The organism is Cystobacter fuscus, assembly GCF_002305875.1.
Lineage (GTDB): Bacteria > Myxococcota > Myxococcia > Myxococcales > Myxococcaceae > Cystobacter > Cystobacter fuscus_A.
The window spans coordinates 4453549-4465345 of record NZ_CP022098.1 but is presented as its reverse complement, the minus strand read 5'-3'; the positions used below and the strand labels follow the sequence as shown (position 1 = coordinate 4465345).

The 11797-nt window shown below is 68.2% G+C and carries 11 protein-coding genes; 3 read left to right on the top strand and 8 right to left on the bottom strand.

The genetic code is table 11. The features are described from left to right. The first annotated feature begins 8 nt into the window (after nucleotides 1-8). The gene (locus CYFUS_RS18405) at nucleotides 9-707 is read left to right on the top strand and encodes a YcjF family protein (RefSeq protein ID WP_198316619.1); all 699 of its coding nucleotides are present in this window, start codon (nucleotides 9-11) and stop codon (nucleotides 705-707) included. 128 nt (nucleotides 708-835) lie between these two features. Here CYFUS_RS18405 and CYFUS_RS18400 read toward each other — a convergent pair whose 3' ends face one another. The 4 genes from CYFUS_RS18400 to xylB all read right to left on the bottom strand — a co-directional run bounded on the left by CYFUS_RS18400 (nucleotide 836) and on the right by xylB (nucleotide 4822). After that, nucleotides 836-1120, bottom strand: a complete 285-nt coding sequence (locus CYFUS_RS18400) for a hypothetical protein (RefSeq protein ID WP_095986406.1) — start codon at nucleotides 1118-1120, stop codon at nucleotides 836-838. 108 nt (nucleotides 1121-1228) lie between these two features. Beyond that, nucleotides 1229-1858, bottom strand: a complete 630-nt coding sequence (locus CYFUS_RS18395; RefSeq protein WP_095986405.1) for a DUF4276 family protein — start codon at nucleotides 1856-1858, stop codon at nucleotides 1229-1231. Next, a complete protein-coding gene (locus CYFUS_RS18390; protein ID WP_095986404.1) occupies nucleotides 1855-3108 on the bottom strand; it encodes an AAA family ATPase in 1254 nt (417 codons plus the stop codon). Before CYFUS_RS18390 ends, CYFUS_RS18395 begins: the two co-directional genes overlap by 4 nt. A 259-nt stretch (nucleotides 3109-3367) precedes the next feature. Continuing rightward, nucleotides 3368-4822, bottom strand: a complete 1455-nt coding sequence (gene xylB, locus CYFUS_RS18385; RefSeq protein ID WP_095986403.1) for a xylulokinase — start codon at nucleotides 4820-4822, stop codon at nucleotides 3368-3370. 128 nt (nucleotides 4823-4950) lie between these two features. Between xylB and CYFUS_RS18380 the strand changes: the two genes are divergently transcribed. Further along, entirely contained in the window at nucleotides 4951-5964 is a 1014-nt protein-coding gene (locus tag CYFUS_RS18380) for a zinc-dependent alcohol dehydrogenase family protein (RefSeq protein ID WP_095986402.1), read from the top strand. A gap of 27 nt (nucleotides 5965-5991) precedes the next feature. Here CYFUS_RS18380 and CYFUS_RS18375 read toward each other — a convergent pair whose 3' ends face one another. From CYFUS_RS18375 to CYFUS_RS18365, 3 genes are all read right to left on the bottom strand, one after another. Next, the gene (locus CYFUS_RS18375) at nucleotides 5992-7629 is read right to left on the bottom strand and encodes a sigma-54-dependent transcriptional regulator (RefSeq protein WP_095986401.1); all 1638 of its coding nucleotides are present in this window, start codon (nucleotides 7627-7629) and stop codon (nucleotides 5992-5994) included. A gap of 72 nt (nucleotides 7630-7701) precedes the next feature. Further along, entirely contained in the window at nucleotides 7702-8640 is a 939-nt protein-coding gene (locus CYFUS_RS18370; RefSeq protein WP_332468393.1) for a GGDEF domain-containing protein, read from the bottom strand. A 133-nt stretch (nucleotides 8641-8773) separates the two neighbouring features. Then, nucleotides 8774-9049 (bottom strand): glutaredoxin family protein, encoded by a 276-nt coding sequence (locus CYFUS_RS18365; RefSeq protein ID WP_269770273.1) that lies wholly within the window; start codon nucleotides 9047-9049, stop codon nucleotides 8774-8776. A gap of 25 nt (nucleotides 9050-9074) precedes the next feature. Between CYFUS_RS18365 and CYFUS_RS18360 the strand changes: the two genes are divergently transcribed. Beyond that, nucleotides 9075-10250 (top strand): DUF4388 domain-containing protein, encoded by a 1176-nt coding sequence (locus CYFUS_RS18360; protein WP_095986398.1) that lies wholly within the window; start codon nucleotides 9075-9077, stop codon nucleotides 10248-10250. Nucleotides 10251-10259: 9 nt separating this feature from the next. Here the strand turns inward: CYFUS_RS18360 and CYFUS_RS18355 are convergent, their stop codons facing one another. Next, nucleotides 10260-11744, bottom strand: a complete 1485-nt coding sequence (locus CYFUS_RS18355; protein WP_095986397.1) for a penicillin-binding transpeptidase domain-containing protein — start codon at nucleotides 11742-11744, stop codon at nucleotides 10260-10262. Nucleotides 11745-11797: the final 53 nt, after the last annotated feature.

Genomic DNA, 11797 nt, shown 5'->3' with positions numbered 1-11797 from the left:
AGATGACCATGTCGTGGCTCGACACGTTGGATGACATCCGGACGCGAGACTTCAGCAAGGTGTCTTCGGAGAGCCGGGACAAGGCAGCGAGAGATGTCATCAACATGTGCTCGTACGCGGCCGCGGTGGTCTCCATCTCGCCCGTCCCGTTGTCGGATGTGGTGCTGATGTTGCCCCTCCAGACCGGCATGGTCATGACCGTGGGGCACATCTACGGACGGAAGGTCACCAAGGCGTCGGCTCGGGATCTCATCCTCGAGCTGGGGACCACCGCGGGGTTGGGCTTGCTGGCGCGGCAGGGCATCAAGGCGCTCATTCCTATCTTCGGCGCGATGCTCACGGTGGCACCGGCCTTCGCCGCCAACTGGGCCATGGGCCGCGTGGCGATGGAGTACTTCAAGAACCCGGGCCTCACCGGAGACAGCCTGAAGGAGGTGTTCCGGCGAGCCCAAGCCGAGGGCAGCTCGCTCTTCTCCAAGGATGCGTTCAACCGCTTCCGCAAGCAGAACGAAAAGAACGTTCAGGCCGTCGCGGAGGAGGCGAACGAGGAGGAAGCCGCGGAGGAAGAAGAGGCGCCGGCGCCGAAGAAGAAGGCTGCCACCAGGAAAACGGCGAAGAAGCCGCTGGGCAAGGCCGCCGCGAAGAAGACCACGGGGAAGAAGAGGACTGCCTCGAAGTCGTCGGCCCGGCGGGCCTCGGCACGGTAGGATCTCCGCAAGAGCAACCGGTGGGTCAGTCCGGGTCTGAAGGGCTCGCCCCGCGTGACGGTGCGCTGCACGGACGACGACTTCCTTTAATGCTCCCTCGCCCTCTCGAGTGGAGGGCGAGGGGACGTCTAGCGTTGAGGCAGGCTCTCACCGGAGTCGACCGCACCGGCCGGGTCGGGCGCGTTGGCGGGAGCAGCCGGGGTGCCCGGGTTGCTGAGCGGATCGCCGTCGATGCCATTGGGCGCGTTGGGGATGTTGTGGTCCGGGTTCGGATCGAGCCCCGCGCCGCCGATGCCTGGAGTCGAGGTGGGCGAGGGCGGCTCCGTGTCCCGGGTGGACGTGGTCGCACAGCCCGTGCCGAGTGCCACCGCGCCCGTGAGCAGACCCGCCAGCAGCAGTTTCGTCTTCGTCATGGCCTTCCCTCCCATGGTGGGAAGGTAAAGGTGGGGCGTTCCCGAGCCATGGGCAGCGAGCGCTTGCCTGGTGGGCTGCTATCTGGCGAACCGTCCGCCGGGGATGTCTCAGGATGAACCCGAGTTGGCGGATGCCATTTCGCTGAGTGCGGTCCGTAGAAACTGGAAACTCCGAGACAGGTTCCGAGAAGGAACCATGTGCTCGCCGACCGCTCGAGCCGCCTCTATCTTCCGGAGCCCGGTCTTGAAATAGCCTGCATTCTTGAGGACGTGCTCAAATGCTTCCCAAGTACCACCCGCGATACCATCGGGATCGCGGTATTTGGATTGGGCTGGAACGGTCGGCTTTACCCGAGGATATGCAGCTCGGACCGCATCCCAGTCGCCAAAGTACCAAGCCTCGAGCTCCTCGATCGCAACTCGATTGACAACAGAGTAGCCCTTCTGCTTGGGTGATGACCTCGTGGAGAGACCAGCCTCCAAGGCCAGACGCTCGAGTTCGCACTTGAGCGCAACACAATCATCATCGCGGTCCACTACCACTACAATACGCCACGTCTCCGGGAGCCAGCTTGCATAACCTCGCAAGCGCTCCGGGAGGCGCATCAACAACTCATCCTTGCACTGGTGAGTGTAGACCTCGAATGAGGTATCACCGAGCATTCGCGGCAAAACAAGTCGTAAGAATGCCTCCATTGATGGTTCTTCGACAAACACCTCTACATGCTCGACACTCATCCCCGCCCGCCCTTCTTCCGCGGAGCCCCCGCGTTTACAAGGGGATCGCCGACACTGAACCTGCCCTCAAGCCATAGATGACCCATGGATGCACCAGCCTGAACAAACTGGGGCACCCCCTGGATGTCCGAGGCCCGAATCGCCTGAGAGTATCCTTCCTCGTTGCGATAGAGAACACGGACCTCCTCTGGCTTCAAGGCGTTGAGGAAGAACGGCGAATGCGTGGTCACCAGGAGTTGCGAGCGCTCGGTTGCGGCCCTGCATTCCTCCGCCAGTTCGGGAAGAAGGCGTGGGTGCAAAAAGTTCTCGGGCTCCTCGATGCCCACGAACTGGGGAGGCTCGGGATCATGCAGTACCGTGAGATAGGCGAGTAGCTTGAGCGTTCCATCCGATGCGAAACGCGACAAAACCGGGCGCTCGAAAGGCGCATCCTTTATCTGAAGAAGCAGGCGACCGTCTGGCATGGGTTCAGCCAATACCTTCTCAAGGCGCGGCACCCGACGTTGGAGAATCGTGAAGATTTGCTCCAGATGACGCGGATGTTGTTCCTTGAGGTACTGGATGACGTTCGGAAGGTTATCACCGGTCTTGCTGAGGCGCTCCTGGGGCCCAGCTTCTGGTTGTCCGCGAGTGTCATCGATCGACAGGTAGGACACGTACCAATCAGTGATGAACTCGCGGAGTGCGGCGACCCGTGGATGCTCGGCAAACTGACCCAGCGTGTTGACCGCAATCAGGTCGGGCGACCGCAGCGGCGTCTCTTTGCGCAGATCAGTCTCGTCAGGAAGCTCGCCGCTAATGGCGCGTCCTTGTCCTCCCTTGTAATCGAGAAAACGGAAAGGAGCGCCATAGGACCCTCTTTTCCATTGCAACCACTCCTCGGCAACAAACGGGCCCTTGGTTCCTTCATCAATGGCCAGATGGTACGTAATGATGGGGAGTCCAGGGCGCTCCCTATACTTGATTTCGATGACGACCGGACCATCCTGCCCGCGTGTCTTCAACTCCCTGGCGCGCCCACGTCGGTCCCATGCGTGGCGCAACCCAAATTGGAAGCACTCGGAGAGAAAATTGAAAACATCAAAGACGGTCGACTTGCCGCTGCCGTTCGGACCCAGGAGAGCGGTGAGTGGAGTGACATCCTTGAACTCAACGGATTTGAGGGCGCGATAGTTCTCGACTCGCAGGTACTCAATGCGCGGCGGCCCACTAGAACGGGGCTGAATTGCAGATTTGGTTTTGCTGACCATCAGGCAGCTCCCTCCTGGACATTGGAGCGCTTGTGGAGGCAGCGCATCCGGCGCGGGTTGTTTACAAACGACAAGCGACAACTCCACCACAAATTGCCGTCAAACACCAGAATTCATCAGGGCTCGTACTCATTCCGAGAGTCGAATGAGATGCGCATCATATACGGATGACAGGCGACGTCTTCACAACCTCGCCAAAAGCCTAGATGGTCAGGGATGCATCTTCATGGGTTTGGGTCCACCGTCTCTCTTCGTTTCCTCACCGCGCCTGCCGGAGAGCGGGATACAGGCGGCGCCAGCGAGCGTATTCCTCGGCGTAGCGGGGAACGAGCGCGGCGTCGGGCTCCACCACCCGGGCCACCGGCGGCGGCACGGCGAGCGTGAACGGATCCTCCCCCGTCGCCGCGAGCCGTCCCAGCCGCGCCGCTCCGAACGCGCCTCCGAAGTCTCCCTCGGCATGCACATCCAACGGCCGGTCGAGCACGCTCGCGAGGATCTTCAACCAGAGCGGTGAGCGCGAGCCCCCGCCCACCGCCGACGCCCGCTCCACTCGCGTCCCCGCATCGGCCAGCACCCGCATGCAGTCCGCGACGGCATACGCCACGCCCTCCATCACCGCTTGCGTCAACGCCTCGCGTCCGTCCCCGTGCGCCAGTCCCACGAAGGCCCCGCGCGCCCCGGCGTCATTGTGCGGCGTGCGCTCCCCCGACAGGTAGGGAAGGAACTTCACCGGCGACGGCGCCCGCACGCGCTCCCCCACCGCCGCGATGAGCGCGGGAGCCGGCTCGCCCAGGAGCGCCGACAACCACTCCAGGCTCGCCGCCGCGGACAGGATGACGCCCATCTGGTGCCAGGTGCGAGGCACCGCGTGGCAGAACGCATGCACCGCGCCCTCGGTGTTCGGAGAGAAGCGCGCGTTGGAGACGAACAGCACCCCCGAGGTGCCCAGCGACACGAACGCCGCCCCGGGCTTCACCGCGCCAATGCCCACCGCGCTCGCCGCGTTGTCCCCTCCCCCTCCCGCGACCACCGGAGCCCGGTGCATGCCCCAGCGCCGCGCGAGTTCGGGCCGCAGCCGGCCTGAAGACTCCGAGCCCTCCACCAGGCGCGGCATGTGCTCGCGCGTGAGCCCCGTGGCCGAGAGCAGCGCGTCGGACCAGTCCCGCTTCGCCACGTCGAGCCACAGCGTTCCCGCCGCGTCCGACATGTCGGAAACGTGGTCGCCGATGAGGAACAGCCGCAGATAATCCTTGGGCAGCAACACCTTGCGCGTCCTCGCGAACACGTCCGGCTCGTGCTCGGCGACCCAGAGCAGCTTCGGCGCGGTGAAGCCCGGCATGGCGAGGTTGCCGGACAGCTCGCGCGAGCGCGGACAGCGCTCCTCCAGCAGGCGGCACTCGGCCTCCGAGCGCCCGTCGTTCCAGAGGATGGCCGGGCGCAGCGGCTTGTCATCCGCTCCGAGCAACACCGCGCCATGCATCTGTCCCGACAGCCCCATCCCCTCGACGGCCGCCAGGGCCTCCCGGTGCGTGGCGGACAGCTCGTCCAGCACGTGCTCGAGGGCACGGACCCACGCGTCCGGCTCCTGCTCGGACCAGCCGGGATGCGGCCGGGTGACCTCCAGTGCCGCGCTGGCGCTGGCGACGATGCGCTCGTGCCCATCCACGAGCACGGCCTTCACGGATGACGTCCCCACGTCGATGCCCAGGTACATGTGTCCTGCCCTCCTCCATCGACGTTCTACCCGAGACGCGGCTCGGCCTGGGGCCGCTCTGCTTGCTACTCGTCACGCCCCGTCCCAAGCGTCTCCCACCCCACGAGCGGTGCGTTAGAACCCCGGTCATGAACGCCTACGAGATTCGCGATGGATTCGGATTGGACAAGCTGGTGCGGTGCGAGCGGCCGGACCCACAGCCCGGCCCCTTCCAGGTGCGCGTGCGGGTGAAGGCCACGAGCCTCAACTACCGCGACCTGATGATGGTGCGGGGCCAGTACAACCCGAAGCAGAAGCTGCCCCTGGTGCCCAACTCGGACGGAGCCGGCGTGGTGGACGCCGTGGGTCCGGGCGTCACCCGCGTGAAGGTGGGAGATCGGGTGATGGGCCTCTTCGCGCAGAACTGGTTCGCCGGCGAGCCCACGCGCGCCTCCCATACCCAGACACTCGGCGGCCCCCTGGATGGGGCGCTCTCCGACACGATGCTGCTCCACGAGGACGGCGCGGTGCCCACGCCCGCGTACCTGTCGGACGAGGAAGCCGCCACGCTGCCGTGCGCGGCCGTCACCGCGTGGAGCGCGCTCGTCACCCAGGGCGCGCTGAAGGCCGGGGACACCGTGCTGCTCCAGGGCACCGGTGGCGTCTCGCTCTTCGCGTTGCAGATCGCCCGGATGATGGGCGCGCGGGTGCTCCTCACCTCCAGCCGGGACGACAAGCTGGAGCGTGCCCGGGCCCTGGGCGCCCACGAGGGCATCAACTACGTGAACACGCCCGACTGGGACAAGGTGGCCCGGAGCCTCACGGGAGGCGTGGGCGTGGATCATGTGGTGGAGGTGGGCGGCGCGGGCACGCTGGAGCGCTCGCTGCGCGCCGTGCGCACCGGTGGCACGGTGTCCGTCATCGGCGTGCTCAGCGGCGGCGCGGGCGCGGTGCCCGTCACGCCCATCCTCATGAACAACCTGCGCGTGCAGGGCATCTTCGTCGGCCACCGCCAATCCTTCGAGGCGCTCAACCGGGCCTTCACCCTGCACGGCATCCGCCCCGTGGTGGACCGCGTCTTCCCCTTCGCCGAGGCCCACGCCGCCTTCGAGTACCTCCAGAGCGGCGCGCACTTCGGCAAGGTCGTCATCCGGGTGGACTGACGACCCGCGGGTGCTCCAGCAAGCGGCCTAGAACTCGGCCGAGGCGCGCGGATCGATGATGCCGCACTCCTTGATCTTGTAGAGCAGCGCCTTGTAGCTGATGCGCAGCTTGCCCGCCGCGCGGCGCTTGTTCCACGCCGTGCGCTGGAGCATCGCGAGGATGGCCTCGCGCTCGGCGAGCATGGCCGCGCGCTTGCCAATCTCCTTCAGCGACATCTCCGCCTCCGGCACACTCGGCGGCGGCGGAGGCGGCTGGGGCGCGTCGAACGGATTGGCGTAGCGCACCGGCGCGGGTGCCATTGGGAGTCCCGGGGACAGCTCCACCGGAGGCATGTTGCCCCGGGCCGGCATCTCCAGCACCTGCACCGACGGGGCCACGCCCGCGAGCGGCGCCGGCGTCACGGCGCGCGGCGTGGGCGCGGGGGGCTCGACCTCGCCGTCGCCCGCGTAGGACGTGGGCAGCGACGGGGCACTCGCGGGCGTCCGGCCTCCCGCGCGCAGCTCGTCCAGCACGAGCGTGGCGTCCTTGAGTACGCACAGCCTGCGCACCATGTTCTCCAGCTCGCGCACGTTGCCGGGCCACTCGTACTCGGTGAAGGCGCGCAACACCTCGGGCGGCAGCTCCGCCACGCCGCTCATGAACCCGCGCCCGTACTTCTTGAGGAAGTGGTCCGTCAGCGGCACCACGTCCTCGGGGCGCTCGCGCAGCGCGGGCAGGCGGATGGCCACCACGTTCAGGCGGTAGAAGAGATCCTCGCGGAAGTTGCCCAGCTCGATCTCCCGCTCCAGATCGCGGTTGGTCGCCACCACCACGCGGCTGTCCACGCGGACGCTCTTCTTGCCGCCCACCCGGAAGAACTCCTCGTCCTGCAACACCTGCAGCAGCTTGGCCTGGAGGCGGATGGCCATTTCACCAATCTCGTCCAGGAAGATGGTGCCCTGATCGGCCAGCTCGAACTTGCCCGGCTTCTCCGCCGTGGCGCCGGTGAAGGCGCCGCGCTCGTGGCCGAACAGCTCGCTCTCCAGCAGCTCGCCGGGCAGCGCCGCGCAGTTCACCTTGATGAAGGGACGGTTGCGGCGGTTGCTGCGCGCGTGGACCTCGCGGGCGATGACTTCCTTGCCCGTTCCGGACTCGCCCAGCAGCAGCACCGGCACGTCCGTGTCCGCGATGCGCTCCACCAGCGCACGCACCCGGCGCATGGCGGGCGAGTGCGAGATGAGAATGCGCTCACCACCGCCATCGTCCTTCGCCGCCGGGTGGAGCACCGGAGTGCTCGCCGCGACCTGCTTCGCGGGCAGACGGTTGCCGAGCGCGCGCGCCAGGGCATCCTCCAGCTCGTCCCCGCCGAAGGGCTTGGACAGGTAGTCGCTGGCGCCCAGCTTCATGGCGCGCATGGCGTCATCCGCGCCCGAGAGCGCCGACAGGACGATGACGGGCGCGCCACCGCCCGAGGCCCGGTAGCGCCGCAGGACGTCCAGGCCGCTCATCTCCGGCATCATCACGTCCAGCAGCACCACGTCGAACGAGCCCCCGGAGAGCATCTCCAGGGCCTGCGCGCCGCTGGACGCGCAACGCACCTGATAGCCCGAGCCGCCCAGCAGCTCGGCGAGGAAGGTGCGCACCTGCTCTTCGTCGTCCACCACCAACACCGCGATCCGATCCATCCCCTCGCCTCCCCTCGCCCTATCCATCTCGATTGCACTCCGTGAGACGTCCATCGTGGATGCGTCTCCGCGTCAGACCATCATTTCCAGCTCGGCGCTCCGGCGCGTGTCGCGAGCCCTGCGCAGGGCCTGCAACGCCCCGTTGAGCAGCTGCACGGGCGAGCCCACCATGTCCGGGTAGCTCACCGCGCCCAACGTCAGCGAGGGACGCAGCACCCGTCCCTCCACCTGCAAACGCGCCAGGGCGAAACGATCGCGCACGCGCGCCATCACGTCCGGCATGCCCTCGGCGGGCGTGGCGGGCAGGAGCACCATGAACTCCTCCTCCCCCACGCGCGCCACCACATCCGCCTCGCGCACCGTCTGGCTGAACACCGCCGAGCTGTAGACCAGCAGCCGCTCGGCGATGCTTCGGCCGGACTCCTTGCGCAGCGCGCGGAAGTCCTCGAGCGAGCCCGCCACCAGCGAGAAGGTTCCGCCAAAGCGCTCGGCGCGGCGGATCTCCAGGGCGATGAACTCGAGCAGGAAGGCGCGGTTGTACAGGCCGGTGAGCGGATCGCGCAGGGCCTCGGAGGAGTGGGCCTCGGTGGGCATCATCGCCTGGCGCACCGCCGAGCGCAGCCGGAGCTGGGCGCGCAGCCGCAACACCAGCTCCTCGCCCAGGCTCGAGCGAGTCACCACATCCACCCCCTGCCCCTTGTCCAGACAGTGGCGCATGGCCGCCATGTCCAGCGAGTCCACGAGGTAGAGGATGGGCACCGTGCCGCGGCACATCTGCGACAGCCGACGCGCCGCCTGCACCGCCGCGAAGTCAGGCCCCTGGGCCGCGAGCACCACCGCGTCCGGGCGGATGGCCTCGAACAGGGGACTCGCCGCATCGAAGCGCGTCACCGGAACCACCCGGAAGCCCGCCTCGCCGAGCGTCATCCGGGTCTGCTCCAGGTCCGCCGCCCGCGGCTCCACCACCAGCACCGTGAGCGCCTGCTCGGCCTTCTTCGTGTGCCTCCACACCACCGCGACCTCCTCCGACCTGAACCTTTTTCAATGGATCCCCGGGACTAGTTCCCAGGTTTACAGCCCTACCCACCCCTGCTCGCCCGCCTCTCCGTCCATCCCCCTGTTTTTCCTGGGGGTGGGAAGGGAGTTACCTTCCCTGGCCCTTGGATTCAGCAACGTGCGTGCCACCCGCGCCCCGCCGGAGACATTCCTCGACCTCCTCTTCCCTCAGGCGGTGCTTGAAGGTGGCGATTCCCTCGAAAATGACCACCGGGATGTCATAGCGGTAGGCAGCAAGGAGTGTGGGACTGGCGCGGATGTCCTCTTCCACCAGCTCGAAGGGGATGCGGGCTCGGACGCGTTCGAGCACCTCCCTCGCCTGGTCACAGAGGTGGCAATGGGGTTTCGAGTAGATTCGGACCATCATTCGTTCGTGAGGATGTGACGCGATGCGCGGCCTGTCAGGTGACTTCTCGACGATGCCCTTGAAGGACCTCGTCGCCTACCTCGGCAGCCGGCGGGTCTCGGGAACGCTGCGCGTCATGCGCGCGGGAGTGCGCAAGTTGATCCTCCTGCGCGAGGGGCAGGTGCTCAGCGCGAGCTCCAACCAGACGCGGGAATATCTGGGCCAGTTCCTCATCCACATGGGGCACCTGAACGCGGAGCAGTTCGCCCAGGCCCATGCCCAGCAGAGCGAGGCGAACGTGCCGCTGGGGCAGATCCTCGTGCTGCTCGGGTGGGTGTCGGAGGTGACGGTGCGCAGCACGCTCCAGCTCAAGTTCCGCGAGACGCTGCTGGACATGTTCCGCTGGGAGGAGGGGGAGTTCTCCTTCGACGCGGGGGCGGTGCCGCAGATCGAGGGCGTGGAGGCGGGGGTGGATCTGATGGACATCCACCGCGAGGGGGAGTTCCGCGAGACGGCGTGGCAGTCCCTGCGGGCGGCGTTTCCCTCGGGGAGCGCCTACCTCGAGGTGAACGAGTCGCGGCTGCCGGAGATGCCCCGGGCCGGCAGTCTGGACGCGACGCTGGTGGAGCGCGTGCGCGAGGGGCTGAGCATCGACGAGCTGGTGAAGACGCTGCACACCTCGGACTTCCTCGTGTACCAGCGGCTGTACGCGCTCTACCGGCGGGAGGCGATCCGGGTGGTGAACACGCCCCCGCCAGGACGGGTGCGCCCGGCGACCTCGCCCGAACTCGAGGAGAAGGTGAAGGATCTGGAGGTGGGCGTGGTGGGAGACGAGTCCCTCACGCCCGAGCTCATCCAGGCGGCCCAGTCCCACCTGGAGAACGGCAACTTCTGGGACGGAGAGGCGCTGGCGCGCCGGGCCCATGAGCAGTCCCCCACGCCGGAGACGGAGGCGCTGCTCAACTCGGCGTCGGCGGCGCTGTTGGGGCTGTTGCGGCGGCGGATGCTGGACACGCCCCAGGTGCCCTCGCTGCGCGTGACGGCGGCGCAACTGAAGACGACCCCGCTCACCACCCCCGAGCGCTACCTGCTCTCGCGCATCGACGGCAAGCGCGACGTGGGCACCATCCTCGGCATGTCGCCGCTCGGCGAGCTGGACGCGCTGAAGTACTTCCAGTCCTTCGTGGACACGGGGCTGGTGCAGCTCAAGCCCCGGTGAGCGCTCGCCTCACGGCTGGGACATCGCCGACGCGGCTTCCGTCCCGGGAGTTGTCTCGGGAGGCGTCGCGGCGGGCGTCGTGGCCACGGCGGGGGCGGGCGGGCCGCCCTCCTGGGCCTCTTCTTCCTCGGAGTCCTCCTCCACGGGCACGTCGGGCGCGTCGTCCTTCTGGGGCGCGAGGGCGCCCGGAGGCAGGCGGGCCATGCCCAGGCGCAACCCCTCGCGGCCGAGCCACGCGGCCCGGATGCGCCAGAGCGGCTCGTTGACGATGACCGCCGCCACGGCGAGCCTGGGGTTGTCCTTGGGCGCGAAGCCCACGAACCACGAGTAGTCGCGGAAGGGCTTGTTGTCCGCCAGCGTCCCCGTCTTGCCCACCGCGCCCGGCACGCGCATGCCCCGCTCGCGGAAGACGCGGCGCGCGGTGCCCTGGGTGACCGTCGCCTCCAGCATCGTCGTCAGGCCTCGTGCCACCTCGGGCGAGAGCACCTGCTCCCCGGGGACGGAGGGCGCGTCCGCGCCGGGCTCGAAGAGGATGGGGTCCTTCCACACGCCGCCGTTGGCCGCCACGGCCGCCAGGAGCGCGCCATGCAGCGGCGAGAGGTACACGTCGCCGAAGCCCGCGCCCGTCTGCGCGAAGCGGAACCCGTCCTCCTCCGGCACGGCGGCGAGCGACACGTCCGTGGGCACGGGGAAGGGAATGTCCCGGTTGAAGTGGAAGCGCGCCGCGGCACGCCGCAACGACTCGGGCGACAGGTGGCGCTGGGTGAGCTTGGCGAAGATGACGTTGGCGCTCTTGCCCATGGCGGCGGCGAGCGAGTGGCACTGGCCGTCGCTCGTGCTGTCCTCCAGGAGCTTCGCGGAGATGCGCCGCTTGCCGCCGTGGAAGCACGTCTGCGCCTCGGGGGTCAGGCCCGCCTCGAGCAGCGCGGCGCCGGTGACGATCTTGAAGATGCTGGCCGCGGGGAACACCGCGCGCGTGGCCAGGCCGCGCAGGTCCGGCCGCGACTGCGAGTGCTCGGCCATGGCGAGCACCCGGCCCGTGGAGGGCTCGAGCACCACCACCGCGCCGAAGGGCACCTGGTACAGCTCGAGCGTGCGCTTGAGTTGCTCCTGGAGCACGGGATCGATGGTCAGCGGCACGGCCCCGTTGGGGCCCGGCACCACCAGCCGGCCCTTGGCGTCCTTCTTCGCCCGGGCGAGCACGTCCTGCCTGGCGGGGAGCGGGCGCAGGTGGGCGATGGGAGGATCCGCCTCGCGCGAGGGCACCGGCCGGGGGGGCACCAGGCCCAGCATCACCCCGGCATCACTCTCCTCCCCCGCCTCGGCCAGACCGCCGTCCGGGGTTCCGGCATCGCCCGCGCCGGCCTCCGCGAGCGCGGCGGCCTCGGGCTCCGACTCGGGGCTACCGGGCAGGGCACCGCTCTCGTCCGCGCCAATGAGCAGGAAGAACAGGGGCAGCAGCAGCGTGGCGGGGGCGACTCGGGAGAACGTCATGCGGGGGCGTCTCGCGGGGCGAGGTGGGGGAGCGAGCATGGTACCCGCCCTAT

Excerpts from the sequence above, each read along its gene's own strand:
- CYFUS_RS18405 (WP_198316619.1), top strand. The coding sequence starts at position 9 with ATGTCGTGGCTCGACACGTTGGATGACATCCGGACGCGAGACTTCAGC.
- CYFUS_RS18400 (WP_095986406.1), bottom strand. The coding sequence starts at position 1,120 with ATGACGAAGACGAAACTGCTGCTGGCGGGTCTGCTCACGGGCGCGGTG.
- CYFUS_RS18395 (WP_095986405.1), bottom strand. The coding sequence starts at position 1,858 with ATGAGTGTCGAGCATGTAGAGGTGTTTGTCGAAGAACCATCAATGGAG.
- CYFUS_RS18390 (WP_095986404.1), bottom strand. The coding sequence starts at position 3,108 with ATGGTCAGCAAAACCAAATCTGCAATTCAGCCCCGTTCTAGTGGGCCG.
- xylB (WP_095986403.1), bottom strand. The coding sequence starts at position 4,822 with ATGTACCTGGGCATCGACGTGGGGACGTCATCCGTGAAGGCCGTGCTC.
- CYFUS_RS18380 (WP_095986402.1), top strand. The coding sequence starts at position 4,951 with ATGAACGCCTACGAGATTCGCGATGGATTCGGATTGGACAAGCTGGTG.
- CYFUS_RS18375 (WP_095986401.1), bottom strand. The coding sequence starts at position 7,629 with ATGGATCGGATCGCGGTGTTGGTGGTGGACGACGAAGAGCAGGTGCGC.
- CYFUS_RS18365 (WP_269770273.1), bottom strand. The coding sequence starts at position 9,049 with ATGGTCCGAATCTACTCGAAACCCCATTGCCACCTCTGTGACCAGGCG.
- CYFUS_RS18360 (WP_095986398.1), top strand. The coding sequence starts at position 9,075 with ATGCGCGGCCTGTCAGGTGACTTCTCGACGATGCCCTTGAAGGACCTC.
- CYFUS_RS18355 (WP_095986397.1), bottom strand. The coding sequence starts at position 11,744 with ATGACGTTCTCCCGAGTCGCCCCCGCCACGCTGCTGCTGCCCCTGTTC.